This is a genomic window from Bradyrhizobium sp. F1.4.3 (assembly GCF_040548375.1).
Classification (GTDB): domain Bacteria; phylum Pseudomonadota; class Alphaproteobacteria; order Rhizobiales; family Xanthobacteraceae; genus Bradyrhizobium.
Window position 1 is genome coordinate 15,558 of the sequence record NZ_JBEPRN010000029.1, and the last position, 24,882, is coordinate 40,439.

The 24,882-nt window shown below is 64.5% G+C and carries 25 protein-coding genes; 14 read left to right on the forward strand and 11 right to left on the reverse strand.

Annotation, left to right across the window (positions count from 1 at the left end; translation table 11 throughout):
* Window positions 1-2: 2 nt before the first annotated feature.
* From ABIB73_RS36275 to ABIB73_RS36290, 4 genes are read left to right on the forward strand one after another with little or no spacing between them, the layout of a single operon-like run.
* Complete coding sequence (locus tag ABIB73_RS36275) at window positions 3-1,223, forward strand: substrate-binding protein (RefSeq protein WP_354232126.1); 1,221 nt, start codon at window positions 3-5, stop codon at window positions 1,221-1,223.
* 19 nt (window positions 1,224-1,242) lie between these two features.
* Window positions 1,243-2,361, forward strand: coding sequence for a branched-chain amino acid ABC transporter permease (locus ABIB73_RS36280; protein WP_354232127.1), 1,119 nt, complete (start codon window positions 1,243-1,245; stop codon window positions 2,359-2,361).
* Window positions 2,348-3,082 (forward strand): ABC transporter ATP-binding protein, encoded by a 735-nt coding sequence (locus ABIB73_RS36285; protein ID WP_354232129.1) that lies wholly within the window; start codon window positions 2,348-2,350, stop codon window positions 3,080-3,082. The genes ABIB73_RS36280 and ABIB73_RS36285 overlap by 14 nt, the downstream gene beginning before the upstream one ends.
* The gene (locus ABIB73_RS36290; RefSeq protein ID WP_354232131.1) at window positions 3,075-3,770 is read left to right on the forward strand and encodes a branched-chain amino acid ABC transporter ATP-binding protein; all 696 of its coding nucleotides are present in this window, start codon (window positions 3,075-3,077) and stop codon (window positions 3,768-3,770) included. Before ABIB73_RS36285 ends, ABIB73_RS36290 begins: the two co-directional genes overlap by 8 nt.
* A 184-nt stretch (window positions 3,771-3,954) precedes the next feature.
* Here the strand turns inward: ABIB73_RS36290 and ABIB73_RS36295 are convergent, their stop codons facing one another.
* The 7 genes from ABIB73_RS36295 to ABIB73_RS36325 all read right to left on the reverse strand — a co-directional run bounded on the left by ABIB73_RS36295 (window position 3,955) and on the right by ABIB73_RS36325 (window position 10,010).
* The gene (locus tag ABIB73_RS36295) at window positions 3,955-4,368 is read right to left on the reverse strand and encodes a PIN domain-containing protein (RefSeq protein ID WP_354232133.1); all 414 of its coding nucleotides are present in this window, start codon (window positions 4,366-4,368) and stop codon (window positions 3,955-3,957) included.
* Window positions 4,365-4,601 carry an AbrB/MazE/SpoVT family DNA-binding domain-containing protein gene (locus ABIB73_RS36300; RefSeq protein WP_354232135.1) on the reverse strand — a complete coding sequence of 79 codons (237 nt, stop codon included), beginning with the start codon at window positions 4,599-4,601 and terminating at the stop codon, window positions 4,365-4,367. The genes ABIB73_RS36295 and ABIB73_RS36300 overlap by 4 nt, the downstream gene beginning before the upstream one ends.
* A gap of 129 nt (window positions 4,602-4,730) precedes the next feature.
* A complete protein-coding gene (locus tag ABIB73_RS36305; protein ID WP_354232137.1) occupies window positions 4,731-5,579 on the reverse strand; it encodes a protein NO VEIN domain-containing protein in 849 nt (282 codons plus the stop codon).
* A 105-nt stretch (window positions 5,580-5,684) separates the two neighbouring features.
* Window positions 5,685-7,184, reverse strand: a complete 1,500-nt coding sequence (locus ABIB73_RS36310) for a L,D-transpeptidase family protein (protein WP_354232138.1) — start codon at window positions 7,182-7,184, stop codon at window positions 5,685-5,687.
* Window positions 7,185-7,661: 477 nt separating this feature from the next.
* Window positions 7,662-8,624 carry an acetyl-CoA carboxylase carboxyltransferase subunit alpha gene (locus ABIB73_RS36315; RefSeq protein WP_354232140.1) on the reverse strand — a complete coding sequence of 321 codons (963 nt, stop codon included), beginning with the start codon at window positions 8,622-8,624 and terminating at the stop codon, window positions 7,662-7,664.
* A gap of 223 nt (window positions 8,625-8,847) precedes the next feature.
* Complete coding sequence (gene xerD / locus ABIB73_RS36320) at window positions 8,848-9,846, reverse strand: site-specific tyrosine recombinase XerD (RefSeq protein WP_354232142.1); 999 nt, start codon at window positions 9,844-9,846, stop codon at window positions 8,848-8,850.
* Window positions 9,847-9,863: 17 nt separating this feature from the next.
* Window positions 9,864-10,010, reverse strand: coding sequence for a histidine kinase (locus tag ABIB73_RS36325; RefSeq protein WP_158668969.1), 147 nt, complete (start codon window positions 10,008-10,010; stop codon window positions 9,864-9,866).
* A 167-nt stretch (window positions 10,011-10,177) separates the two neighbouring features.
* On the opposite strand from ABIB73_RS36325, the gene ABIB73_RS36330 reads away from it, so the two are divergent.
* The 3 genes from ABIB73_RS36330 (at window position 10,178) to ABIB73_RS36340 (ending at window position 13,346) form a co-directional block, all read left to right on the forward strand.
* Entirely contained in the window at window positions 10,178-10,804 is a 627-nt protein-coding gene (locus ABIB73_RS36330) for a shikimate kinase (RefSeq protein WP_354232144.1), read from the forward strand.
* Window positions 10,801-11,949: a 3-dehydroquinate synthase gene (gene aroB / locus ABIB73_RS36335; protein WP_354232146.1), complete on the forward strand. Its 1,149-nt coding sequence runs from the start codon at window positions 10,801-10,803 to the stop codon at window positions 11,947-11,949. The genes ABIB73_RS36330 and aroB overlap by 4 nt, the downstream gene beginning before the upstream one ends.
* Window positions 11,950-12,041: 92 nt before the next feature.
* A complete protein-coding gene (locus ABIB73_RS36340; RefSeq protein WP_354232148.1) occupies window positions 12,042-13,346 on the forward strand; it encodes an HlyC/CorC family transporter in 1,305 nt (434 codons plus the stop codon).
* 178 nt (window positions 13,347-13,524) lie between these two features.
* On the opposite strand, the gene ABIB73_RS36345 is transcribed toward ABIB73_RS36340, so the two are convergent.
* Window positions 13,525-13,794 (reverse strand): BolA family protein, encoded by a 270-nt coding sequence (locus tag ABIB73_RS36345; protein ID WP_354232170.1) that lies wholly within the window; start codon window positions 13,792-13,794, stop codon window positions 13,525-13,527.
* Between the two features lie 157 nt (window positions 13,795-13,951).
* Here ABIB73_RS36345 and ABIB73_RS36350 point away from each other — a divergent pair, with 157 nt between their 5' ends.
* A complete protein-coding gene (locus ABIB73_RS36350) occupies window positions 13,952-14,587 on the forward strand; it encodes a J domain-containing protein (RefSeq protein ID WP_354232150.1) in 636 nt (211 codons plus the stop codon).
* 96 nt (window positions 14,588-14,683) lie between these two features.
* On the opposite strand, the gene ABIB73_RS36355 is transcribed toward ABIB73_RS36350, so the two are convergent.
* Complete coding sequence (locus ABIB73_RS36355; protein ID WP_354232152.1) at window positions 14,684-15,778, reverse strand: citrate synthase/methylcitrate synthase; 1,095 nt, start codon at window positions 15,776-15,778, stop codon at window positions 14,684-14,686.
* A gap of 76 nt (window positions 15,779-15,854) precedes the next feature.
* On the opposite strand from ABIB73_RS36355, the gene ABIB73_RS36360 reads away from it, so the two are divergent.
* On the forward strand, window positions 15,855-17,084 hold the full coding sequence (locus tag ABIB73_RS36360; RefSeq protein ID WP_354232154.1) for a citrate/2-methylcitrate synthase: 1,230 nt from the start codon (window positions 15,855-15,857) through the stop codon (window positions 17,082-17,084).
* Between the two features lie 190 nt (window positions 17,085-17,274).
* On the opposite strand, the gene ABIB73_RS36365 is transcribed toward ABIB73_RS36360, so the two are convergent.
* Window positions 17,275-17,934, reverse strand: a complete 660-nt coding sequence (locus ABIB73_RS36365) for a DedA family protein (RefSeq protein ID WP_354232156.1) — start codon at window positions 17,932-17,934, stop codon at window positions 17,275-17,277.
* A 298-nt stretch (window positions 17,935-18,232) separates the two neighbouring features.
* Here ABIB73_RS36365 and cobS point away from each other — a divergent pair, with 298 nt between their 5' ends.
* The 5 genes from cobS (at window position 18,233) to ABIB73_RS36390 (ending at window position 24,161) form a co-directional block, all read left to right on the forward strand.
* Window positions 18,233-19,231: a cobaltochelatase subunit CobS gene (gene cobS, locus ABIB73_RS36370; protein WP_354232158.1), complete on the forward strand. Its 999-nt coding sequence runs from the start codon at window positions 18,233-18,235 to the stop codon at window positions 19,229-19,231.
* 139 nt (window positions 19,232-19,370) lie between these two features.
* On the forward strand, window positions 19,371-21,272 hold the full coding sequence (gene cobT / locus ABIB73_RS36375; protein WP_354232160.1) for a cobaltochelatase subunit CobT: 1,902 nt from the start codon (window positions 19,371-19,373) through the stop codon (window positions 21,270-21,272).
* The gene (locus tag ABIB73_RS36380) at window positions 21,269-22,354 is read left to right on the forward strand and encodes an esterase-like activity of phytase family protein (RefSeq protein ID WP_354232162.1); all 1,086 of its coding nucleotides are present in this window, start codon (window positions 21,269-21,271) and stop codon (window positions 22,352-22,354) included. Before cobT ends, ABIB73_RS36380 begins: the two co-directional genes overlap by 4 nt.
* A gap of 170 nt (window positions 22,355-22,524) precedes the next feature.
* Entirely contained in the window at window positions 22,525-23,637 is a 1,113-nt protein-coding gene (locus ABIB73_RS36385; protein WP_354232164.1) for an NADH:flavin oxidoreductase/NADH oxidase, read from the forward strand.
* Between the two features lie 116 nt (window positions 23,638-23,753).
* The gene (locus ABIB73_RS36390) at window positions 23,754-24,161 is read left to right on the forward strand and encodes a hypothetical protein (protein WP_354232166.1); all 408 of its coding nucleotides are present in this window, start codon (window positions 23,754-23,756) and stop codon (window positions 24,159-24,161) included.
* Window positions 24,162-24,213: 52 nt separating this feature from the next.
* Here ABIB73_RS36390 and ABIB73_RS36395 read toward each other — a convergent pair whose 3' ends face one another.
* On the reverse strand, window positions 24,214-24,459 hold the full coding sequence (locus ABIB73_RS36395; protein ID WP_354232168.1) for a PilZ domain-containing protein: 246 nt from the start codon (window positions 24,457-24,459) through the stop codon (window positions 24,214-24,216).
* Window positions 24,460-24,882: the final 423 nt, after the last annotated feature.

Here is a 24,882-nt window from a genome sequence, read left to right on the forward strand (position 1 = left end):
CAATGTTTTCTGATCGTACCAATCTCACCCGCCGCCGCTTTCTCGGCAATTTCGCCTTTGCCACCGGCGCGGTTGCGACCGGCGTCGGCAGCTGGGTGATCCCTGCAGGCTGGGCCAACGCGGCGGAGGGCCCGATCAAGGTCGGCATCGCAACCGATCTCACCGGCCCGATCGCCTACGCCGGCACGGCGGACGCCAACGTCGCCAAGATGCTGGTCAAGCAGATGAACGATGCCGGCGGCCTGCTTGGCCGTCCGCTCGAGCTCTATATCGAGGACACCGCCTCGAACGAATCCGTCGCCGTCGGCAACGTGCGAAAACTGATCCAGCGCGACAAGGTCGACATGGTGCTGGGCGGCATCACCTCGTCGATGCGTAACGCGATCAAGGACCCGATCGTCGCGCGCGGCAAGACGCTCTACATCTATCCCCAGCTCTACGAAGGCAAGGAGTGCACGCCCTATCTGTTCTGCACCGGCCCCACGCCGGCGCAGCAATGCGACGAGTTCATCCCCTGGCTGATCAAGAACGGCGGCAAGAAGTTCGCGCTGCCCAGCGCCAACTATGTCTGGCCGCACACGCTCAACGTCTATGCCCGCAAGGTGATCGAGGCCAACGGTGGCGAGGTCGTGTTCGAAGAATATTATCCGCTCGACCAGGTCGACTTCTCCTCGACCGTCAATCGCATCATCTCCAACAAGGTCGATGTCGTCTTCAACACCGTCATTCCGCCAGGTGTCGGTCCGTTCTTCAAGCAGCTCTATGAAGCGGGCTTCCTCAAGAACGGCGGCCGGCTCGCCTGCGTCTACTATGACGAGAACACACTCAACATCAACCAGGCCAACGAGATCGAAGGCCTTGCGAGCTGCCTCGATTACTTCAAGGTGCTGACCAAGGAGGATGCATTCAACGCGAAGATCCAGGCGGCCTATGAGAAGGACTTTCCGGGTAACTTCCTGTTCGCCGCCGGCAGTGCCGCGACCGGGACCTATCGCGGCCTGAAGCTGTGGGAGGCTGCCGTCAAGGAAGCCGGCAAGGTCGATCGCGAATCCGTTGCCGCCGCGCTCGACCACGCCAAGATCGCGGAAGGCCCGGGTGGACCGGCCGAGATGGTGCCGGGCAAGCGGCACTGCAAGATGAAGATGTACACCGCGGTCGCCAAGGGCGGGAACTACGAGATCGTCGGGCGCAGCGACGGGCTCGTCGATCCCAAGGAATGCTAGGAAGGAATGCTAGACTGGCATGCCGAAGTCGATGGGCGCAGTGAAGCAGGCAGTCCCCGCCGAAATCGGCGGGGAGGCGGACGTCGCAATGATTGAGCGCGGAACGACAGCTCAGGTCGCGTCAGGGCGAAAGGTCCTGCCGATCGTGGAGGGCGTTGTGCTCGTCGCGGCGCTGGTCGCTCCACTGGTACTGCAAGACTACCTCACGGTGTTCGCGACCCGCGTGATCATCCTCGCGCTGTTCGCGCTGTCGTTCGACCTGGTGTGGGGCTATGCCGGCATCATGAGTTTTGGCCAAGCTCTGTTCTTCGGCTCGGCCGGCTATGGCGTGGCGCTGCTCGCGCGCGACCTCGACATCACCAACATTTTCCTGGTGTTGCCTGCGGGCACGATCATCGGCCTCACCTTTGCTCTGCTGCTCGGCGGCTTCCTGCTGCTGGGACGGCATCCCTCCAGCGTGATCTTCGTCTCGCTGGGCACGCTCACCGGCTCCTACGCCGCCGATCGGCTCGCCCGCGGCTGGTATTATCTTGGCGGCCAGAACGGCATCCCCTCCATCGCGCCGATGACGCTCGGCGGCTATGAATTCTCGGAAGGGCCTCCGTTCTATTATCTCGTGCTCGGCATTCTCGTCGTCGTCTACCTGCTCTGCCGATTTCTGGTTCGCTCGCAGTTCGGCTTGGCGCTGGCGGGTCTGCGCGAGAACGAGCAGCGCATCGCCTTCTTCGGCTACAAGGCGCAGCATCTCAAGGCGATCATCTTCGCGATCGGCGGCGCCGTCGCGGGCCTCGCCGGCAGCCTCTATGCCTTCCACGAAGGCTTTGTCTGGCCCAACATGGTTGGCGTCGTCGTCTCGACGCAAGTCGTACTCTATGTGCTGTTCGGTGGCTCCGGCACGCTGATCGGCGCCGTCATCGGGGCTATCATTGTCGAGGGCGTCAGCTTCTGGCTGTCGGACAATTACCGCGACATCTGGCCGATCATCTTGGGAGTGTTGCTGCTGCTCGTCATCCTGTTCCGGCCGCTCGGCCTGATCAGCTTCGTGCTGGGCGAGCGCGAGCGGGTCGGCAGCTTTGGTGCCAAGCCCAAGGAAAACAAGAAGCAGACCAGAAAGGAGAAGCGCAATGCCGCTCCTTGAGGCTGTCGACGTCAAAAAGGTGTTCGGCAAGCTCACCGCGCTCGACGGCGCCGCGCTCACCGTCGGTGAGAACGAATTTCACGGCCTGATCGGCCCGAATGGCTCCGGCAAGAGCACGCTGATGAAGTGCATCGCGGGTGCGGAAGTCCCGACGCAGGGCAAGGTCAGCTTCGTCAACACTGACATCACCGCGTTCACGCCGACCGAACGCGCTCGCGCCGGCATGAGCCTGAAATTCCAGATTACCAGCGTGCTGCCGACGCTGACGCTCTACGACAACATCCTGCTCGCACTGCAGGCGCAGTCCTCGCTGCTCGACCTCGTGTTCTCGCGCACACGTGGTGTGCTGCATGACCAGGTCATGACCATGCTCACGCAGTTCCGCCTCGCCGATCGCGCCTTCGATGCGGCGGCTGCGCTGTCGCATGGCCAGCAGCAATGGCTGGAGATCGCGATGGCGCTCGCAGGCAAACCGAAGCTGTTGCTGCTGGACGAGCCGACTGGCGGAATGAGTCTCGAGGAACGCCGCGTCACCGGCGAGCTGTTGCAGCCGATCAAGAAACATTGCTCGCTCGTCATCGTCGAGCACGATCTCGATTTCATCCGCGACATCTGCGATCGCCTCACCGTGCTCGACCAGGGCAAGGTGCTGGCGTGCGGAACCGTGTCCGAGATCCAGGCCAACAAGGCCGTCCAGGAGATTTATCTGCGCCGTGCCTGAATTTTTGGACATCAAGCATCTCGACGCCGGCTATGGCCGCAGTCAGGTCCTGTTCGACGTCAACCTCGGCATTCCCTGGCGCGGCGGCGTCGCCGTGCTGGGACGCAACGGCGCCGGCAAGACCACGCTGATGAAGACCATCGTCGGCGAGCTGCCGGCGTGGAAGGGCGAGGTCGCCTTCGACGGCCGCGACATCAGCCGCCGCGCGACCCAGGAGCGCGTGCGCGCCGGCATCGGCTACGTCCCGCAGGAGCATTCGGTGTTCGCCCGCCTGTCGGTGCGCGACAATCTCGCGGTCGGCTCGCTCGCGAGCAGGAAGGCCGACGCAGTCGACCACGTCCTGACGATCTTCCCGAAACTCGGCCAGCGCCTCGACCAGCCAGCCGGCACGCTCTCAGGCGGCGAACGCAAGATGCTCGCGATCGGCCGCGCCATGTTGGGTGATCCCAAGCTGCTGCTGCTGGATGAGCCGACCGAAGGCGTCTGGATCGGCGTGATCGAGGAAATCACCGAGCGCCTGATCGAGCTCGCCAAAGAGATCGCCGTCATCATCGTCGAGCAGCACCTCGACCTCGCCTTGCGAGTCGCGGATTATGCTTATGTGCTCGATCGCGGAAGGGTCGCGTTACAGGGGGCGGCGGGGGATGTGCGGAGCAATCCGGAGCTGATGCGGTATCTGGCGCCGTAGGGAGTGCGTCGCCATAGCCTCCCGATTGCGCGGCTCTCTTCCAGCAGAGCGCACCCCATCAGCCCCGTCATCCTGAGGTGCGAGCCCCGCGGTGCAGCGCACCGCGCAGCGAGCCTCGAAGGATGCACGGCCAAGCTATCAGCCGGGCCGTCGCTCTTCGAAGGCCGCTGAAGAAGCGGCCACCTCAGGGTAACGGTGAAGTGCTCTCAAGAAACGGATTGACGATGGTGAGCCCGCCGATGCTGCGGCCGTGCTGCATGTCTTCGCTATAGAGGATATCGCAGCCGGCTTCGATTGCGGCGGCAACGATCAGCGCATCGTAGAAAGCGAATTCATCATTTCGCACGAGCGCAAGGGCCGCGCGGCTGGTTTTCACCGTTAGCGGAAGTGCCGGATCGAGCGTATTGTCGATATCATCGAACAGAAGCTCGATGTCGCGCCAGCTTCGTCCCTGCTTCTTGCGCAAGACGTTCGCCAGTTCGTTCAGAACTTGCACGCTGATGATGCCGCCTTGGTCGATCAGGTTTTGCGAGATTGTTGCTTTGGTGCCGGTCTGCTGTGCGTAAACGAGAATGTTGGTATCCAAAAACGCGCTCATCGCTCATTCGCCTCGTCGCGATCGAACTTGTAGTCAGCAGGCAAGGGCGGCCAGTTGCGCGCGCGCATATTCTCGATCGCCCGTTGACGCCGCTCCTCCTTGGTCTCGACCTCGATCGTCCCTCTGCGGGCGGCGACCACGTCGAGCTCGTCTCCTTCTTTGAGGCCTAGCTCTTCCACAAGCGCTTTGGGCAAGCGTACAGCGAGGCTGTTACCCCATTTGGAAACCTGCATCACAGCCTCCGTGATATCCAACGAGCATATGTATATCATATTATAGATATCATCGCAGTCAAGAGGCTGGGAAGGTTGATATTTCGCCCAGACGGCCTGCGCCGTAACCGCAAAAGGTCGAAGGCAGTGTTATCTTGGTTCGGCAGAGTAGGTAGTCGCCGTCATGAAGAGTGCCTGCTCAAGCGGCGGAGCTATTTCGAACATCTGTGCGCGGTTACGGAAGTGAAAGACGCGCCGGATTCGATATCGATCACGTCTCTCTGCGGCAACGTCAACCTCTCGTCGGGTTAGCCAAAACGCTGTGCGTTCGTGCCCGCACGTCGTTTTGATCTCCAGTAAACGCTCTTCGCCATCAGGTTCAAAGGAGCGGAGGTCGTAGCCGTAGCCGTCTCCGTCCAGGTCGGAAACCCAGCGGACCTTTTCCGCTAGATCATCGCGGCCAGCGCGTCGCAAACGGTCGCGCTCGAATTCCACGACGAATTTCTTACCCGCCTTGCCCAATTGGCGGTTCCGGGCGTCGCGCTCGGCGGGGTCGAACTTTCCGACCAGTCGCCGGACGGCGGGCGTTAGTGTCTTCTCGAAGTCCGCGGCAGATGGCGGAGCAACGAAGACGGCATCGTCATTGAGCGCCAGCGGTTGAGAGGCGGTGCTCGCGGGATAGAGAAAATCCGGCGCCTGTCCAACGTTGTGCTCGACGGCAGCCACCAAGGCGTCCTGATAGTGCGCCAACGGCTTATAGCCGTTGATCCACTGCGTTCCGAGCATATCGAGAACGGCGGAGATGTTTTGAAGCTTGCGCTCGATTGAACCATCGGTCCGATGGACAGTCTCCATAAGCTGACGCCGGCTCTGCGCCTTGCTGTAGGCAACGCCCGCTCTCTCGGAGGCCAACATCCGAAAATAGCTGTCGACGACGGCGGAGATCTCGCTCTCCGTCCAAGGCGTTCCGGTGATCCCTTCAATACGCTCCCGGTCCAAGTCGTAGTCCCTCAGACTTGGAGAGTATCAGGGAAGGGATTGGGCGCAATCTTGGCACGCACAGCAGCAGAACGGCCAATACTTCGAAGACGACTAAATCGTCCCCTACTTCACCGCTCCAAAGCGGCTGTCGAACGAGTTCGACTGCACGACGGGTGCTGCGCCAGCGAACTGCGCGTTGCCGGATTCAGGCGCGCCATCGGACACCGACGGCTTCAACGCCGGCCGCGTTGCGGCAAGCCTTGTGTCCGGCTTCGCGGGCTCGGGCGGCTTCACGGCGATGACCGATTTCGGCGCCTGGGGCTGCGGGGCGGGCTTGGCCGCGGCGACGGCCGGCTTGGGGGGCGCCGCCGGCGCAGCAGCAACTGCCGGCGGCGCCGATGCGGTGGCCGTCGTATCGGCGGTGCTCATGCCCATCTTGCGGGCGAGGCCGGAGAAGAAGCCGCCGGATTTCTCGGCCGGTTGGACCGTGGCGACACGCGTGTTAGCCGCAGGCGCGGCGATCGCAACGACCGGCTCCTCCTGCGAAGCGGCCGCGGTCGCCGCAAAATTCGGCTTCGGCGGATTGACGGTGCCGGGGATCGTGCCGGGCGCCCTCGACATCGCCAGCATCTGGAGCGTCGAGCCTTCGGCTTCCTCCGACAGGCCGGTCGAGCCTTCGGGAATCTTCGCGGCAAAAATCTTGTTCATGCCGCCGTCGATGCCGGTGTTCATGCGCGCCACCGGCGTGCCCTTGGCGACGAGCTTCGCGTATTCCGCCTCGTCCTTCGCCTGCTTCTCGCGCACGGCGCTGGCGATGTCCTCGGGGATCACATAGGCCGGGCATTTTGCCGACGCATCGAACACCGGATCGCGCTTGGCGTCGGGCGCCTTGGCCGCGTCGAACACGTATTTCTTCTCGCAGAAATCGACCTTCGGCTCCTGCCGCGTTACCTCGAAATGATCATAGCCTTCCTTGATCATCTTCCAGAACGCCATGTTCGGATTGTTACGGTGTTTGGCCATGTTCACCGGCGTCATCTTGAACGGATAGGCTTGGAACTGGAACGCCTTCTGGCCGCCGAAGAAGGACTCGCGCCCCAACGAGTAGATCTCGGCGATCTGCTCGTCCGTCATCGCGTAGCAGCCGCGCGAAGAACAATCGCCATGCACCATCAGCTGCGAGCCGGTGCGGCCGAGTGCGCGGTCGAACGCGTTGGGAAAGCCGGTGTTGAACGAGAGGTAGTAGGCCGACTGCGGATTCATCTGGCCGGGATTGATCGAATAGAATCCTTCGGGCGCCTGGCGGTCGCCTTCGCGCACCTTCGGACCCAAATCGCCCGACCAGCGGCAGATCGGATAGGTCTTGAGCAGCGCGAACTGGCCGTTGCGTGCCTGCTTCCAGATCTCGAGCTCGGCCTCCTGCTTGAACAGGCGCACCAGGATCGGCGATTGCAGATCCATGTCCTTCTCGACCATCGCGGCGAGAAGCTTTGGCGGCACCGGCTGGTTGGCCTTGGCGTTGGTCGCGAGCGACACCTGATCGGTGTCGCAGCCGGCCAGCACAACGCTGGCGGCAAGCGCAACCGAAGCCAAAATCGCGCGAGCAAGCGAGCTAGAAATCAAGATGGACCCCACACCGTGCCGGGCATCGTGCGCGAACCCCAATCTCGGAGCTTGACCTGACCGGAGATCCGGACCCGTCGTGACGGGCTTTTGCAGACCAAACTCCAGCGCTTTTGCCCTGAAGCCATTGATTAAAATTCTAACCTCTGGGTCATGAGGTCGCAACCCGAGCTGGGATCACGAGCCCGTTGGCCCATCGGCATGGTCAACAAGGACTAAACTAGGTCGTTACTTGGGCCTTCCGGTCGAATTGCCACTGAGATCGCTGATTTGGGCAAAAAAAGGGTTAATGCGGGATTACCGGGGATGCCGGGGACGGTCTCTGGTGCCCCGGACGCAGCGCAGCGCTTCTTCAGCGGTGTGCGGCAGAGCCGGGGCCCATATGCCCTGGGCGTGCTGCGGAGCCTGCTGGGTCCCGGCTCTGCAGTGCATCGCTAAGGCGCCGCACCGCGTCCGGGACAAGTCAAACCGCTCGAATCAGCCCAGTTTCCGGCCGATATCGAGGAATTTCTGCCGGCGCTGCTTGCGGATCCCGTCGGCATCCAGGTTCCGCAGCTCGGCAAAGGCCTTGGCGATGGCCTCGCCGGTGGTGGCGATCATGGCGGCGGGGTCGCGGTGGGCGCCCCCGACCGGCTCCTTCAGAATGCTGTCGATCACCCCGAAGCGCAGCATGTCCTGCGCGGTGATCTTCATGTTGTTGGCGGCTTCCTGCGCCTTGGTGCCGTCGCGCCAGAGGATCGAGGAGGCGGCTTCCGGCGAGATCACGCTGTAGATCGCGTGCTCCAACATTAAGACCTTGTTGGTGGTGGTGATGGCGATGGCTCCGCCCGACATGCCTTCGCCGGTGATGACCGCGACGTTCGGCAGGCCCAGCGCCATGCAGGCATCGGTCGAGCGCGCGATCGCCTCGGCCTGTCCGCGTTCTTCCGCGCCGATGCCGGGATAGGCGCCGGCGGAATCCACGATCGACAGCACCGGCAGGCCGAACCGCTCGGCCATCTCCATCAGCCGCACCGCCTTGCGGTAGCCCTCAGGGCGCGCCATGCCGAAATTATGCTTGATGCGGCTGTCGGTGGAATCGCCCTTTTCCTGGCCCATCACGCAGATCGCTTCGCCGTGGAAACGGCCGAAGCCCGCGACCAGCGCCTCGTCCTCGCCGAACTTGCGGTCGCCGGCGAGCGGGGTGAATTCGGTGATCAGGCCCTTGATGAAGTCGGAGAAATGCGGCCGCTGCGGATGCCGCGCGACCAGCGTCTTCTGCCACGGCGTCAGGTTCAGATAGAGGTCGGCCAGCGCCTGCGCCGCCTTGTCCTCGATTCGCCCGATCTCATCGGCGATGTCGGTGCCGGAGGCCGCAAGCGTGCGCAACTCGTCAAGCTTGGAGTCGAGCTCGGCGACGGGCTTTTCGAAGTCGAGATAGCTGCGCATCTGGTCTGGCATCAACTCAATATAGGGGGACGGGGCGAGGAGGCGAAGCGAGGTTGGCTTCTCGGCAAGAAGTGTAGCTTCTTCAATGGTTTGACCTGTGCGTCGTTAGCGAGCGCGCCAAATCAGTCGTGAGGCCACGGCTCTTTCTGCGGAGATGTGGCCGAAGTCAAGGCGGATCTCCTTGTCGTCCCGGCGAAGGCCGGGACGACACCTCATCTTTTCTTCTTTTGCCAGACTACTTCTCCGCCAGCGGGTGCAGGTCGCGCACCAGGCTCTTCAGGCGCTCCTCCACCACATGGGTATAGATCTGCGTGGTCGAGATGTCGGTGTGGCCGAGCAGGGTCTGCACGATGCGCAAGTCAGCGCCGTTGTGCAGCAGGTGGCTGGCGAAGGCGTGGCGCAGCACGTGCGGGGAGACCAGCCGGGCCTGGAGGCCCGAGGCGACCGCGAGCTCCTTCAGGTCGCGGGCGAAATGTTGCCGGGTCAGATGTCCGCTCTCGCCAAACGAAGGAAACAGCCATTTCGAGGCGGCGAGACTGCTCTTCTTGTCGGCCTTGTGGTTTTCCTTGGCGGCCTCGGTCGCCGCGAGATAATCCGCCATCGCCTGCCGCGAGGCCTCGTTGAGCGGCACCAGCCGTTCCTTGTCGCCCTTGCCGCGCACCACGATCATGCGGGCGTCGCGCTTGGCCGCCGTGCGCGGCAGCGCCATCAGCTCGGAGACGCGCAGGCCCGTGGCGTAGAGCACCTCCAGCAGGCAGTAGAGCCGCAAAGCGCGCAGCCGCTGCGACGGCGAGGCCTCGGCGGCATCGCTCAATTCCTTGGCGCGCGTCAACATGCGGTCGACATCGGCGATCGACAACACCTTCGGCAGGCCGCGGCCGCGCTTAGGCCCGGACAGGATTGCTGCGGGATCCTCGCTGCGAATGTGCTCGTTCAGGAGGAAGCGGAACAGGTGCCGCAGCGCCGACAGCCGCCGCGCCACGCTGGAGGATTTGAAGCCGCGGGTATCGAGATCGGCGAGATAGTCGCGCAGCGTCTGTGTCTCGGCGTCTGCAAAAGTATGGCCGACGCGAACGAGAAATCCCGAGAAATCGGTGAGGTCGCGGCGGTAGGCATCGAGCGTATTGGGCCCGGCGCCCTGTTCCGCCGCGAGCATGTCGAGGAACAGGCCGGTGAGCCTGGTGTCCGAGGGCTTGCTGGTGGAAGACTTGTTGGTGGCAGATTTGGCGCGCATGCCTCGCAGCCTAGCTGCTATTTCTTGAGAAACTTGTCAGGCGGGATCGTCACCGTCATTTCCCGCGGTTTTGGATCGACGAAGTTCGCCAGCGCGAACACCACGCCATAGACGATGCCGGCGATCACGGCGACGACCGTCAGGAAGCGGAACAGGCTGGGCATCGGGCAAGTCTCGGCGAAGGTCGCGACAGGGGGACGAACAGGCAAATTAACCAATGAAATCATCCAACATGTTCGCCGTTTCGTGGCAAGAGTCCTCTGGCGAGGGCCGTCCGGGGGGTAGTATAGGTGGCCGGATGCCGCATTTGGCGGCAGATCGAGCGAGGCACATGTCCGACGCCGCGTTGCCAGCACCTGCTTCACCTGAGGCCGACATCCTGTCGGCCCTGGGAGGGCGTTCGATTGTGCTGGTCGGCATGATGGGCGTCGGCAAGTCGACGATCGGCCGCCGGATGGCGGCGCGGCTCAAGCTGCCCTTTATCGATGCCGACACCGAGATCGAGGCGGCTGCCGGCATGACCATACCGGAGATTTTCGAGCGCCACGGCGAGCCGCATTTCCGCGACGGCGAGGCGCGGGTGATCGCGCGTCTGCTGGATGGCGGGCCGGTGGTGCTGGCGACCGGCGGCGGCGCCTTCATGCGCGAGGAGACGCGCGCCCGCATCGCGACCAAGGCGGTCTCGATCTGGCTCAAGGCCGACCACGACGTCATCATGCGCCGCGTGCGCCGCCGCGCCGACCGTCCGCTGCTCCAGACCGCCGATCCCGAAGGAACCGTGACGCGCCTGCTCACCGAGCGCGAGCCGGTCTACAGCCATGCCGATCTCACCATCGCCTCGCGCGACGTGCCCCACGACCGCATCGTCGAGGAGACCATCGAGGCGCTGCGCGGCCATCTCTGCGGCCAGGCCGCCGCATCCGAACCGCCAGCCGACGTCGCGAGTGCCGTACGATGACTGCGCCCTTGAAACATTCCGATTCCGTCATCGTTGACGTCGCCCTCGGCGATCGCGCTTATGACATCGTCATCGGCCGCGATGTGCTGGCCTCGCTCGGCGCGCGCGTCGCCGCTTTGCGCCCCGGCGCGCGCACGGCGATCGTTACCGACCGCACCGTCGCAAAATACTGGCTCGAGCCGGTGGAAGCCTCGCTTGCTGCCGCCGGCATCCCGACGTCGCGCGTCGTGGTTGAAGAAGGCGAGATCTCGAAAACCTATGCCGGGCTCGAGAAAGTCAGCGAAGCCCTGATCGCCGCAAGGATCGAGCGCAATGATCTCGTCATCGCGCTCGGCGGCGGCGTGGTCGGCGATCTCGCCGGCTTTGCGGCCGCGATCCTGCGCCGTGGCGTCGATTTCGTGCAGGTGCCGACCTCGCTCCTGGCGCAGGTCGATTCCTCCGTCGGCGGCAAGACCGGCATCAACTCGCCGCAAGGCAAGAACCTGCTTGGCGCCTTCCACCAGCCGGTGCTGGTCATCGCCGACACCGCCGTGCTCGACACGCTGTCGCCGCGGCAGTTCCGCGCCGGCTATGCCGAGGTCGCCAAATACGGTGTGCTCGGCGACGAGGCCTTCTTCACCTGGCTGGAGACAAATCACGCCGACATTTTCAAGGGCGGTTCGGCCCGCGAGCATGCGATCGCGACCTCCTGTCGCGCCAAGGCCGGCGTCGTCTCGCGCGACGAGCGCGAGACCGGCGAGCGCGCGCTGCTCAATCTCGGACACACCTTTGGCCACGCGCTGGAAGCCGTGACCGGCTTCTCGGATCGGCTCTTCCATGGCGAGGGCGTCGCGATCGGCATGACGCTGGCGGCGCAGTTCTCGGCCAGGCTCGGCATGATCGGCGAGGCGGATGCCACGCGCGTCGAGCGGCACCTCGTCGAGGCCGGCTTGCCGACGCGCTTGCAGGATATCGCGGGTTTCGCGCAAGAAGGGCTGGCGGACGCAGATAGCCTGATGGCGCTGATGGCGCAGGACAAGAAGGTCAAGCGCGGCAAGCTCACCTTCATTCTGCTGGAGGCGGTGGGCCGCGCGGTCATCGCGAAGGACGTCGAGCCCGCTCCGGTGCGCGACTTCCTCAAAGAGAAGCTTGCGCAAAAGGCCTGATGCGCGGCTGAGCGGCGCCAAAGCGTTTTCGAGCGAAGTGGGTATCGGTTCGCGTAAGGAAAACGCGTCAAAACAAGAGACTAGAGTGGTGCATGGACTGGCTCGGATTCTCCATCGTCGTGTTCTGCCTCCTTGTCTCGGGATTCTTCGCCGCGAGTGAAACCGCGCTGACCGGCGCCTCGCGCGCCAGCATGCTGCGGCTCTCCAAGCAGGGCAATCGCGATGCCGACGTGGTCTCGCGGCTGCTCGACATGCGGGAGCGCCTGATCGGCGCGCTGCTGCTCGGCAACAACATCGCCAATATCAGCGCGTCCGCGCTGGCGACCAGCATCTTCACGTCCTGGTTCGGCGATGTCGGCGTGCTCTATGCGACCGGCGTCATGACCGTGCTGGTCGTGATCTTCGCGGAAGTGCTGCCGAAGACCATCGCGATCAATGCGCCCGACCGCATGGCGCTCGCCGTGGCGCGCCCGATGCGGCTCACGATGTACGTGCTCGGCCCGCTGCTCCATGTGGTCGAGGTGATCGTGCGCGTGCTGATGCGCCTGTTCGGCCTTGCCGGCGAGCACCAGGCGATCCTGTCGCCGACCGAGCGCCTGCGCGGCGCGGTCGACCTGTTGCATCACGAGGGCAAGGTCGAGAAGCAGGACCGCGACATGCTCGGCGGCCTGCTCGATCTGCGCGAGCTCCAGGTCTCCGACGTCATGATCCACCGAACCGAGATGATGATGATCAACGCCGACCTGCCGCCGGAGGAACTGGTGCGCGAGGTGCTGGCGACCGAATACACCCGCATTCCGCTGTGGCGCGAGAAGCCGGAGAACATCATCGGCGTGCTCCACGCCAAGGATCTGCTGCGCGCGATCCGCGCCGCGGACGGCGACACCTCGCGCATCGACGTCTCCACCATCGCATTGCCGCCCTGGTTCGTGCCGGAAATGCGCCCGGTCTCCGAGCAGTTGAAGGCGTTCCGGCGCCGAAAAACCCATTTTGCGCTCGTCGTCGACGAGTATGGCGAAGTTGAAGGTCTCGTGACGCTGGAAGACATTCTGGAAGAGATTGTCGGCGATATCTCCGACGAGCACGACGTCGTGGTTGCCGGCGTGCGCGCCCAGCCGGACGGCTCGGTCGTGGTCGACGGCTCGGTGCCGATCCGCGATCTCAACCGCGCCATGGACTGGCGCCTGCCCGACCAAGAGGCAACGACGGTTGCGGGCCTCGTCATTCACGAGGCGCAATCGATCCCCGACCGCGGCCAGAGCTTTACCTTCCACGGCTTCCGCTTCCGCGTCCTCCGCCGCGAACGCAACCGCATCACCGCGCTCCGTATTTCACCGGTGCCGCGCGATGCCGAGATGGAAGAGGCCAAGCCGCGGCGGGCCGGGACGTCGTTTTAGCGCTCCAGCTTCGGGCTCGGAAGCTTCCACATCGTCATGGCCGGGCTTGACCCGGCCATCCACGCCCTGCCCCGCGGCACAAAGAACGTGGATGCCCGGGACAAGCCCGGGCATGACGACCTCTTGCGATGACTCACCACATGCGACGGCGATGCCCCTCCAGGAGGGTAAGCGCAGATCACCCTTCCCCCGGCGCCTGCGCGTGGATCGCCAGCGCATGCACGCTGCCGGAGAGTTCCGCGGCCAGCGCCGAATTTATCATGCGGTGGCGCTCGACCCGGCTCTTCCCTTTGAAGGCTGGCGATACAATATAGACACGAAAGTGCGTCTCGCCGCTGGGCCGATGGCCGGCATGGCCCTCATGCAAATGTGACTCGTCGACGACCTGCAGGCTTTCCGGCGTGAAAGCTTCCTGCAACTTGTTGCTGATAGTGTCTCTGGTAGCCATGTTTGCCATTAAGGTACGCGATCGCACTCCGTCAACACCACAGGCCGCCGTTAGCGGCCGTTCTTGAGAACGCCGAAGCGTAGCTTCAGCTACGGGTTTCAAGCTAATTGCAATGTCAAGACTTGAAGGTTTTTGCATTGCGTAGTCAAAGTTGGTCATGCCGATCGATTCATCCAAATTCTTCGACTCCATCCGCGTCAAGCCGAACAAGGGCAAGCCGGAAGCGAAGCCGCGCGACACCGTGGTCAATTGCGAATGGACGGGGTGTCAGAACAAGGGCGCCCACCGCGCGCCCAAGGGCCGTGAGAATTCGCGCGAGTATTGGCACTTCTGTCTGAACCACGTGCGCGAGTACAACCAGAACTACAATTTCTTCTCTGGCATGAATGCCGACGCCGTCGCACGCTACCAGAAGGATGCGCTGACCGGCCATCGTCCGACCTGGAAGATGGGCGCCAATGGCGGCGTCAAGAAGGGCGCGGAAGCCGAGATCGACGGTGCCTTCGATCCGTTCAGCATGTTCGCGGAGCTCAACGGCCGCTCCGGCTGGCGGAAGGGTCCGGAAGCCCAGCCCAAGGTCGAAACGCGCAAAGTGATGAACGCCGAGCGCAAGGCGCTCCAGGTGATGGGCCTCGGCCCCAGTGCCACGCTCGCCGACGTCAAGACCAAGTACAAGGCCCTGGTGAAGCAGCACCATCCCGACGCCAACGGCGGCGACCGCTCCACCGAAGACCGCCTGATCGAGATCATCAAGGCGTATAATTATCTGAAGACGGTGGTGCGGGAGGCCTGAGCCTCTGACCAAATTCTCCGGTGTCGTCCCGGACTAGGCCGAGACGACAGCGGAGCGGGTAGCTCCGCCGTCAATCTCTCCGCCCAAAGCTACGCGTCACGCCTTCGGCATCGCCCCCACATACGACGAGCTCGGCCGTATCAACCGCCCCGTGCGCTGCTGCTCGCGCGCATGCGCGGTCCAGCCGGCGGCGCGCGCGACCGCGAAGATCGGCGTAAAAGCCTGGCGCGGGATGGCCAGGGCATCGAGCAGGATCGCGGTGAAGAACTCGACATTGGTCTCCAGCGGCCGTTCCGGATTCTTCTTGCGCAGGGCGCTGCGGATATAGGCCTCGACCTCGCCTGCAAACGGAAGGTCGGCGCCGTTGGACGCCAGCGCCTCAATGGCGGTCTTCAACACATCGGCGCGCGGGTCGCGCACGCGGTAGACGCGATGGCCAAAGCCCATCAGCCGCTCGCCGCGCGCCAGTGCCGCATCGACCCATGGCTGGATCCGCTCGCTGGAGCCGATCGCATCCAGCATTTCCAGCACCGGCTCCGGCGCGCCGCCATGCAGGGGGCCAGTCAACGCGCAATAGCCGGCGGTAACCGCGGCAAAGAGATCGGCTTGGGTCGAGGCCACCACGCGCGTGGTGAAGGTCGAGGCGTTCATGCCGTGATCGCAGACCGTGACGAAATAGGTATCGAGCGCTGCGACCTCGCGCGGCTCCGGCGACGAGCCGCGAAGCATCCGCAGCGTATCGGCAGCGTGGCTCGCATTCGGATCCGGCGCGATCGGCTCAAGCCCTTTCGCGCGTCGGACCAGCGCGCCTGCAATCACTGGAAACGCGCCGACGATGGTTGCTTCGTGCGCGAGCCCATTCTCCGCGCGAAGACCCGCGACGGCCGCGCGAAACCCGTCGACGATGCCCATGCCGCGCGTCGCCGGCAGCAGGTCGGAGAGCCGGGCAAAGGCACGTTCGCGCGCCCCGCCCAGGCTCGCCCGCACATTGGCTTCGCTCAGCGTGGTTCCGGCCGCGCCGTTCCAGAGCCGGGCGGTGACGCCCTCGAAGCTCGACTTGGCGGCTAGCCGGCCGACATGCTCGCCGGCGATGATCAGTTCGCCGCGCTCGCCGTCGACATGGCTCAGCACGGTTTCGGCCGCGGGAACGCCGTCCAGCCCGATCTGGCTTTTGGTGAGGTGGATGTTCATGGCCCAATTCTCCTGTTCTACGGCTGGAAAATCGGGCCTCTCGACAGATTGATCAATCTTGATTATATAAATCAATATGAAAAATTCTCCGGAGCTCTACCTCTCGGCCCGGGAAGCCGCCGCCGAGCTCGCGATTTCGCCGGCGACCCTCTACGCCTATGTCAGCCGCGGCATGATCCGCTCCGAGCCGACGCCGGACTCGCGAAAAAACCGCTACCGCGCCGAGGACGTCCGCGCCCTGAAGGAGCGCCGCGTGCCGTCGCCGGAGCCGCGGGGGCTGCGCAGTTTCGACGCCGACCTGCCGGTGATGGACACGGAGATCTCGACCATCACCGAGGACGGTGCGATCTACCGCGGCGTCAATTGCGTCGATCTCGCCGAGAACGACACGCTGGAGCACACCGCGACGCTGCTGTGGGACGTCTCCGGCGTCGATCCGTTTGCACCGGACAATCAGCCGCAGATATCCGAGGAGATGCGCACGATCGCAGAGGCCGCGCGCCGGTCGGCGCCGATCGACCGCGCGATTGCGGTGCTCGCACTCGCATCAAGCGCTGATCCCCGCGCCTTCACCCGCGCGCACGAAGGACGCGCGCTGGTCGGCGCGCGCATCGTCCGGCTTCTGGTTGCAGTCATGCTCAATGCCGAGCCGTCGTCCGCGCCGCTGCATCAACAGATCGCGAACGTCTGGGCGCCTGATAACAAGCATGCGGGCGATCTGATCCGCCGCGCGCTGGTGCTGCTCGCCGATCATGAGCTGAACGCCTCGACCTTCACCGCGCGCTGCGCGGCGTCGACCGGCCTCAATCTCTATGACTCCGTCATCGCCGGCCTCGCCGCGCTGAAGGGACCGAAGCACGGCGGCGCCGGCGTGCTGGCCTCGCAGTTGGTGAAGACGCTGGTCGATCGCGATGTCGAGCCGCTGGTCCGCGAACGCGTCGCGCTCGGCGAGCGCTTTGCCGGCTTCGGCCACGGCGTCTACAAGCGCGGCGATCCGCGTGCGCAGTCGCTGTTGAAGGCCCTGGCGCGGGCCGGCGCGCCGCGCAAATTTACCAAAGAGGTGCCGGAGCGGATCGCGGAGGCGACCGGCGAGTTCGTCAACATCGACTATGTACTCGCGGTGCTCGTGCATGCGCTACGCTGTCCGCCCGGCAGCGAGCTCGCGCTGTTCGCGATGGCGCGCAGCGTCGGCTGGATCGCGCATGCCAGCGAGCAATTGCAGTTCGGCAAGCTGATTAGGCCGCGGGCGCGGTATGTGGGGCCGGCGCCGGGGCGGAGGATGGTCGCGGCGGCTTCGAAGACTTAAGAACGCGGTCCTCTCCGCCGTCGTCCTGGCGAAAGCCAGGACCCATACCGCGGAATCTATCGATGGCGGACGCTAGGAGTACCGAACGAAGAATCTTCGCCAAATCACTCCTGGGGTAATCGCGACGAGTGCAAGCACTCGCGCGGAGGTCCAGGCTTTCGCCAGGACGACACCTGTGGTGGCAGCGACATTACCCCCGCGGCTTCGCCGTGGCGACGCCGCTGCCGTGGCGGCGGCGGATGGTCCAGATCGCCAATCCCACAATGATTGCCACGCCGACCACGCTGAGGATCCAGATATGCTTGCCGACATGGTCGTGGTGCGGCAGCCCGGCATATTCGTGCAGGGCCGACACCGCCAGCACACCTGGCAGCACATGCGCCGGCGCCCAGACCAGGATCGCCGGGACGTTGATCGCGTAGAAGCGCGCGGGCGGCATGCCCAGCGCGCCGGCCGTAACCGGCACGAAGGCCCGGATCGGCGGCACGAAGCGGCCGAAGAACACCGCCCAGGTGCCGAAGCGGTGAAAGAAGTTTTCGCTCTCCTCGACCACGCGCGGATAATTGGTCAGCGGCCAGGTGTTGAGGATCTCGCGTTGCCGCCGGTGCCCGAGCCAATAGGCCGAGCCGTCGCCCAGGACGGCGCCGATTGCGGCCGCCAGCAGCACCCATTGCAGCCTGAGGTCGCCGCCGGGAACCAGGGCACTCAGCGCCAGGATAATGGTCGAGCCCGGGACCACCGATCCCACCACCGGAACGGCTTCGAGAAGCGCTGCCAGGAACAGGGTCAGGTAAGCCAGCCACGCATGGGCCGAAACGAACGAGATGAGGGGATCAAGGAATGACGTCACGTCGTCTTTCGTGTTGGCGGCGGGCGCTGGGGTTCACGCCCTACATAAGTAAGCAGGGACGCCAAAAGTGCCATTGGCATGGGCAGGGCGGCACAGCGGCTGTGAAATTCGAGCGTGATTCGCAGGGCAGCCTTCCAAAAATCGCGTTCCTTACCTATCTAAATGAAAAGACAAAGGAACTTTGATTGGGGCGCGGGCTTCTGCCGGCACGTTGTCTCTGATAGGTTCGCAGCCGCACCCAGCCGCAGCCACCGTGCAAATAACTGGTTTCGGGATCGCCCGGGACCTCGGAGGATTGATGACGACCGCCGCGATGTCCAAAGTTGAGGAAGTTTCCGGTTTGCCCGACATGAAGGTGTCGGTGCGCCAGGTCTTTGGGATCGACACCGATCTCGAAGTGCCGGCCTATTCCGAAGTCGATCCTCACGTGCCCGAAGTTGACGCCGACTACCGCTTCGACCGTGCCACCACACTCGCCATTCTCGCGGGCTTCGCCAGGAACCGCCGCGTCATGGTGACCGGCTATCACGGCACCGGTAAATCAACCCATATCGAGCAGGTTGCAGCACGCCTGAACTGGCCCTGCGTCCGCGTCAATCTCGACAGCCACATCAGCCGTATCGACCTCGTCGGCAAGGACTCGATCGTGGTCCGCGATGGCAAGCAGGTCACTGAATTCCGCGACGGCATTTTGCCCTGGGCGCTCCAGAACAACATCGCGCTGGTGTTCGACGAATACGATGCCGGCCGGCCGGACGTGATGTTCGTGATCCAGCGCGTGCTGGAAGTCTCCGGCCGCCTGACGCTGCTCGACCAGAACAAGGTGATCAAGCCGCACCCGGCGTTCCGTATGTTTTCGACCGCCAACACTGTCGGCCTCGGCGACACTTCGGGCCTCTATCACGGCACCCAGCAGATCAACCAGGGCCAGATGGACCGCTGGTCGATCGTGACCACGCTGAACTATCTTGCCCATGACGAGGAAGTGGAGATCGTGCTGGCCAAGGCCAAGCACTATCGCACCACGGAGGGCCGCGACATCGTCAACAAGATGGTGCGCCTGGCCGATCTCACCCGTAACGCCTTCGCCAATGGCGATCTGTCGACGGTGATGAGCCCGCGCACGGTGATCACCTGGGCGGAAAACGCCGACATCTTCGCGGATATCGGCTTCGCCTTCCGCGTCACCTTCCTCAACAAGTGCGACGAGCTCGAGCGTCCGCTGGTCGCCGAGTTCTATCAGCGCTGTTTCAATGCGGAGCTGCCGGAATCGGCGGTGAACGTGGCGCTGTCCTGATCTTGTGATGTCGTCCCGGCGAAAGCCGGGACCCATACCGCGAGGTCTCTCAAATGAAGCGACGCCGATAATTTTCCCTGACCGACTACGGCCGGTGGTTATGGGTCCCGGCCTTCGCCGGGACGACGGATAGGGTGAAATGACCACCTCCAACTCCAAATTCCGCAACACCAAGGAAGCGCCGACCGAGCCGTTCAAGCGCTCGGTGGCCTCCTGTCTGAAGGCGATCGCGAAATCGCCCGAGCTCGACGTCAGCTTCGCCGCTGAACGCCCGGGCCTTGCGCCCGGCAAGGCGCGGCTGCCGGAGCCGGCGCGGAAAATGACAAGACGTGACGCTGCGATCGTGCGCGGCCACGCCGACTCCATCGCGCTGAAGATCGCCTGTCACGACGCAAAGCTGCATCGCAAGCTGATGCCCGGCAATCCGCAGGCGCGCGGCGTTTTCGAGGCCGTGGAGCAGGCCCGCGTCGAGGCGATCGGTGCGCGTCGCATGGCCGGCGTTGCCAAGAACCTCACCGCGATGCTCGACGATCATTTCCATCGCGGCAAGTTCGACGAGATCACCGACCGCGCCGACGCGCCGCTGGCCGACGCGCTGGCGATGCTGGTGCGCGAACGCCTGACCGGCATGGCGCCGCCGGCGGCCGCGAAAAAGATGGTCGATCTCTGGCGGCCGATTCTCGAAGACAAGATCGGCAGGAGGCTCGACCGGCTCGACGGTCTGGTCGAGGACCAGACCCGGTTCGGCGATGCCGTGCATGATCTGCTCTCGGCGCTCGAGCTCGGCGACGAGCGCAACGCCGACAGCGAAGACAATGACGACCAGGACGAGAACCGCGACGGCGACAACGACCAGTCAGGAGCCGAGGGCTCGCCCGATTCCGACGCTGCGCAGGAGATGAGCGCCGACCAGGCGCAGGCAAGCTCGGAGGAGATGAGCGAGAGCGCGATGGAAAGCGCGCAGGCCTCGACCTCCGACACGTTCGACGACGGCGAGCTCGGCGACGACGAGACGCCGGGCGAGGCGACGCGTCCGAACTCGCACGGCAAGAACGAGCCGCGCGGGCCCGAATACCATGCGTTCGCGCCGAAGTTCGACGAGATCATCGCCGCCGAAGACCTCTGCGACCATGACGAGCTGGAGCGCCTGCGCGCCTATCTCGACAAGCAGCTCGCGCATCTGCAGGGCATCGTCGCGCGCCTCGCCAACCGCCTTCAGAGGCGCTTGATGGCGCAGCAGAACCGCGCCTGGGAGTTCGATCTCGAAGAGGGCATTCTGGATCCCGCCCGCCTGTCGCGCGTGGTGACCGATCCCTATCACCCGCTGTCCTTCATGCACGAGAAGGAGGCGACGTTCCGCGATACCGTGGTGACGCTGCTGCTCGACAATTCCGGCTCGATGCGGGGACGCCCGATCACGGTGGCAGCGACCTGCGCCGACATCCTCGCCCGCACGCTGGAGCGTTGCGGCGTCAAGGTTGAGATTCTGGGCTTCACCACGCGCGCCTGGAAGGGCGGGCAGTCGCGTGAGGCCTGGCTTGCCGCCGGCAAGCCGGCCAATCCCGGCCGCCTCAACGATCTCCGCCACATCATCTACAAATCCGCCGACGCCCCCTGGCGCCGTGCGCGAAAGAACCTCGGTCTGATGATGCGCGAGGGGCTCTTGAAAGAGAACATCGATGGCGAGGCGCTCGACTGGGCGCACAAGCGCCTGCTCGGCCGGCCCGAGCAGCGCAAGATCCTGATGATGATCTCGGACGGCGCGCCGGTCGACGATTCCACGCTGTCGGTCAATCCCGGCAACTATCTCGAGCGGCATCTGCGCCACATCATCGAGGAGATCGAGACCCGCTCGCCGGTCGAGCTGATCGCGATCGGCATCGGCCATGACGTCACGCGCTACTATCGCCGTGCGGTGACGATCGTGGATGCGGAAGAACTCGGCGGCGCCATCACCGAAAAGCTCGCCGAGCTCTTCAGCGAGACCAACACCGCGCCGACCCAACCGGCCAATCGCCCGCGACGCAAACTGCATTCGTGAGCACGCTATCGTCCCGCCGCAGCTTTATCGGCCACGCGGCGGCGGGATTTTCCACTCTCTTAACTTTTCGACTCGCGCAGGCGCAGCCCGCGACCGAGCCGCCGCCGCGCACCTCGCAGATCGAGCACGCCGTCACCGAGCCGGTCAGCATTGAAGTCAACGCGCGGCCGATTCCCAATTTCGAGCCGCGCGACCGTTCGCGCACGCGCTTCGGCTCATTGCAATATCGCAGCGGCCTGGTGCTGACCTCGCCGCATCGCGGCTTTGGCGGCCTGTCCGGCCTCCGCTTCCTCGACACCAAAGGCGAGCGTTTCCTGGCGCTCTCCGACCAGGGCACCTGGTTCACCGGCAGCATCCGCTATTCCGGCCACAACATGGTCGGGCTCGACGACGTCGAGGCGGCGCCGCTGCTCAATGCCGAGGGGCGGCCGATCACGGAGAAGCGTCTCTGGTACGACACCGAGTCGCTCGCGCGCGATGGCAATGTCGTCTATGTCGGGCTCGAGCGCGTCAACCAGATCATGCGGTTCGATTTCGCTAAGGGCGGCACGCGCGCCCGCGGCGAGGTGGTGCCGACGCCGCCGGCGGTGCGCAAGCTGCCCTACAACAAGGGGCTCGAGGCGCTGGTGTTCGTGCCCAAGGATATGTCAAAGGGCCAGCCGCTTGCGGGCACCTTGATCGCCATGTCGGAGGGCGGCTTCGATGCCGACGGCAATCTGATCGGATTTTTGATCGGGGGACCTTCGCCCGGCCAGTTCAGCATCCGTCGCACCGACAAGCAGTTCATCAGCGATGCGGTGCTACTGCCCTCGGGCGAGCTGCTCATCCTCGAACGCAAATTCTCCTGGTTCACCGGCATCAACATCCGCATCCGCTCAATCCCGCTGAAGACCATCGCGCCCGGCGCGGTGGTCGACGGGCCCGTGCTGTTCAACGCCGATCTCGGCCACGAAGTCGACAACATGGAAGGCATCGACGCCCACGTCACGGCCGAGGGCGAGACCGTGCTGACCATGATCTCCGACGATAATTTCTCGCTGCTGCAGCGGACATTGTTGTTGCAGTTCACGCTGGTGGAGTGACTCTCCGCCGTCGCGCCCCGGGACGACAGCTGAGGATGTTGCTGGACCTTGCGACCATGGGAGCGCAATGCATGGCGCCACGGACGGCCATGCCTGCCGCGCAGCTGGAAATCCGCTCACCCAGCACTACACTCTCCTTTATCGCCCTCCTATTCCCCGGATCCCCCCGCATGAGCGCCCTGTTTTCCCCGATCAAGCTGCGCGGCCTGACGTTGAAGAACCGTGTCGTGGTGTCGCCGATGTGCCAGTATTCGGCCGACGACGGCGTCGCCACCGATTGGCATTTCGCCCACATCAACAATCTGGCGCTGTCGGGCGCGTCGATGTTCTGCGTCGAGGCGACCCATGTCGAGGCGATCGGCCGCATCACGCCGGGCTGTCTCGGGCTCTACAGCGATGCCTGCGAGGCGGCGCTGAAGCAGATCCTCATCTCGGTGCGCAAGCATTCCAGCACCGCGATCGCGATGCAGCTCGCGCATGCCGGCCGCAAAGCCTCGAGCGCGCGGCCCTGGGACGGCGGCCAGCTCATTCCGCAATCGCAAGGCGGCTGGCAGACGGTGGCGCCGTCGGCGCTGCCGCACAAGGAGGGCGAAGCCGCCCCTAGCGCGCTCGATGCGAGCGGCCTGAAGCGCATCCGCGAGGCCTTCGTCGACTCGGCGAAGCGCGCGGAGCGCATCGGCATCGGCGCGATCGAGCTGCACGGCGCGCACGGCTATCTCATGCATCAGTTCTTGTCGCCGATCTCCAACAAGCGCACCGACGAATATGGCGGTAGCTTGCAGAACCGCATGCGCTTCCCGCTCGAAATCTATGACGCGGTGCGCGCAGTTTTCCCGCACGACAAGCCGGTCGGCATGCGGGTGTCGTCGACCGACTGGGTCGAGGGCGGCTGGGACCTGACGCAGACCATCGAATTTGCCAAGGCGCTGAAGGCGCGCGGCGTCGACTGGATCGATGCCTCCTCCGGCGGCGTCTCGCCGTTGCAGAAGATCGCGCTCGGCCCCGGCTATCAGGTGCAGTTTGCAGAGGCCATCAAGCGCGAGACCGGATTGCCGACGATCGCCGTCGGCCTGATCACGGAGCCGAAGCAGGCCGAGGACATCGTGGCGAGCGGCAAGGCCGACATGGTCGCGCTCGCCCGCGGCATGCTCTACGACCCCCGCTGGGGCTGGCACGCTGCTGCCGACGTCGGCGGCGCGGTCGAAGCCCCGCCGCAATACTGGCGCTCGCAGCCCTCGACGCAGAAGGAGCTGTTCGGGAAGACCACGTTTGGGGCGCGGTGAGGCGCGGCCATTGCCCCCTCACCACCGCCCCACCTCACGCATCCGTAACCCTCCTTGCCTTCCACCCCCCGCAAAACTGGCCTAACCTCTCCGCACCGAACGCCACGAGGCCCGTCATGCGTTTTCGTGTCCGGAAGGCTGCCCATGTGCTGGAGCGTGTTGGCCTGGCGATGGCCGGAGCGGCGTGCGGGCTGTTCGTCGGCGCCTATGTGGGTTCCGCGATCCCGTCGCTCACCACGCAGGGCTTTCTGCTGCTGACGATGCTGCTCGGTGTCGTCGGGTTCTATCTCGGCATCGACACGCCGCAGCTTCCGTTCGACGAGGCGCACAGCCAGATCGACGCCGCGGAATTGTTGAGCTCCGCCGGTACGCTCTGCGCCACGCTCGCCGCGCTCGCCTCCGTCGCCGTCATCGTGCTGCGGCTCGAGCCGCACAGCGCGCTGACCTGGCTCGTCCTGCTCGGCTGGATCGCCGGCGTTGCCATGCAGATCGTGGCGGGTACGAAGGCCAGGATGCGGACGTAGGGGTGATGCGCTTACCCTCCAGCGGAGGGTAGGAAGCAGCCCGTATCTCCCTCTAAAACACCACGCCGACCTTCGTCCCCCGCTTCCAGGCGATGCGGCAGCGTTTCTTGGTGTTGACGTGCAGCAGCTCGAACCGATCGGGAATCTTCACCTGGCCGCCGAGGTCGATGCAGGCGCCGCCCGGCGAATAGTCGACCAGCGTGCAGACGATCACCGGCGCGCGCGCGTCGGTGATGATCTTGGCCTGGCGGGATACGAGGCCGGCCGGTTTGACGCGGGCATGTCGGCGCGGATGCATTGGCACTCTCCTCCAATTCCGCAGGGCGCGGTGGGCTCGGGACGATGATGGATGAGGAGATGATGCGATACAGCTAAAGCGGGGGTGAGAATTTTAATGAAAAGTAGCAGCGCGTGAGGAAAGTGGCGGTAGCCGGTTAAGCCTGCGGCTCTTGCGCTGCGGCCTCAAACTCCAGCGTCGTCCCGGCCTAGTGCGCGTTGCGCACGGGGGCCGGGACCCATACCGCGTGATCCATCGATTGCGGGCGGTAGGAGTACCGGACGTCGAGTTTTCGCCAAATTACTCCCTGGGATTATGGGTCCCGGCCCCCCCCGTGCGCAATTGCGCACTAGGTGTGGAGCCTCAAGAGGTTGTCCTCGGTTAGACCGAGTCTGCTGATAGGCGTTTGAGATTTTATACCACCGTGGGGCCGGTGCCAGTTGT

Excerpts from the sequence above, each read along its gene's own strand:
- xerD (WP_354232142.1), bottom strand. The coding sequence starts at position 9,846 with ATGCGCGCCAAATCTGCCACCAACAAGTCTTCCACCAGCAAGCCCTCG.
- ABIB73_RS36280 (WP_354232127.1), top strand. The coding sequence starts at position 1,243 with ATGCCGAAGTCGATGGGCGCAGTGAAGCAGGCAGTCCCCGCCGAAATC.
- ABIB73_RS36395 (WP_354232168.1), bottom strand. The coding sequence starts at position 24,459 with ATGCATCCGCGCCGACATGCCCGCGTCAAACCGGCCGGCCTCGTATCC.
- aroB (WP_354232146.1), top strand. The coding sequence starts at position 10,801 with ATGACTGCGCCCTTGAAACATTCCGATTCCGTCATCGTTGACGTCGCC.
- ABIB73_RS36295 (WP_354232133.1), bottom strand. The coding sequence starts at position 4,368 with ATGAGCGCGTTTTTGGATACCAACATTCTCGTTTACGCACAGCAGACC.
- ABIB73_RS36355 (WP_354232152.1), bottom strand. The coding sequence starts at position 15,778 with ATGAACATCCACCTCACCAAAAGCCAGATCGGGCTGGACGGCGTTCCC.
- ABIB73_RS36350 (WP_354232150.1), top strand. The coding sequence starts at position 13,952 with ATGCCGATCGATTCATCCAAATTCTTCGACTCCATCCGCGTCAAGCCG.
- ABIB73_RS36285 (WP_354232129.1), top strand. The coding sequence starts at position 2,348 with ATGCCGCTCCTTGAGGCTGTCGACGTCAAAAAGGTGTTCGGCAAGCTC.
- cobT (WP_354232160.1), top strand. The coding sequence starts at position 19,371 with ATGACCACCTCCAACTCCAAATTCCGCAACACCAAGGAAGCGCCGACC.
- ABIB73_RS36325 (WP_158668969.1), bottom strand. The coding sequence starts at position 10,010 with ATGCCCAGCCTGTTCCGCTTCCTGACGGTCGTCGCCGTGATCGCCGGC.
- ABIB73_RS36330 (WP_354232144.1), top strand. The coding sequence starts at position 10,178 with ATGTCCGACGCCGCGTTGCCAGCACCTGCTTCACCTGAGGCCGACATC.
- ABIB73_RS36300 (WP_354232135.1), bottom strand. The coding sequence starts at position 4,601 with ATGCAGGTTTCCAAATGGGGTAACAGCCTCGCTGTACGCTTGCCCAAA.
- ABIB73_RS36385 (WP_354232164.1), top strand. The coding sequence starts at position 22,525 with ATGAGCGCCCTGTTTTCCCCGATCAAGCTGCGCGGCCTGACGTTGAAG.
- ABIB73_RS36340 (WP_354232148.1), top strand. The coding sequence starts at position 12,042 with ATGGACTGGCTCGGATTCTCCATCGTCGTGTTCTGCCTCCTTGTCTCG.
- ABIB73_RS36275 (WP_354232126.1), top strand. The coding sequence starts at position 3 with ATGTTTTCTGATCGTACCAATCTCACCCGCCGCCGCTTTCTCGGCAAT.
- ABIB73_RS36360 (WP_354232154.1), top strand. The coding sequence starts at position 15,855 with ATGAAAAATTCTCCGGAGCTCTACCTCTCGGCCCGGGAAGCCGCCGCC.
- ABIB73_RS36390 (WP_354232166.1), top strand. The coding sequence starts at position 23,754 with ATGCGTTTTCGTGTCCGGAAGGCTGCCCATGTGCTGGAGCGTGTTGGC.
- ABIB73_RS36345 (WP_354232170.1), bottom strand. The coding sequence starts at position 13,794 with ATGGCTACCAGAGACACTATCAGCAACAAGTTGCAGGAAGCTTTCACG.
- cobS (WP_354232158.1), top strand. The coding sequence starts at position 18,233 with ATGACGACCGCCGCGATGTCCAAAGTTGAGGAAGTTTCCGGTTTGCCC.
- ABIB73_RS36315 (WP_354232140.1), bottom strand. The coding sequence starts at position 8,624 with ATGCCAGACCAGATGCGCAGCTATCTCGACTTCGAAAAGCCCGTCGCC.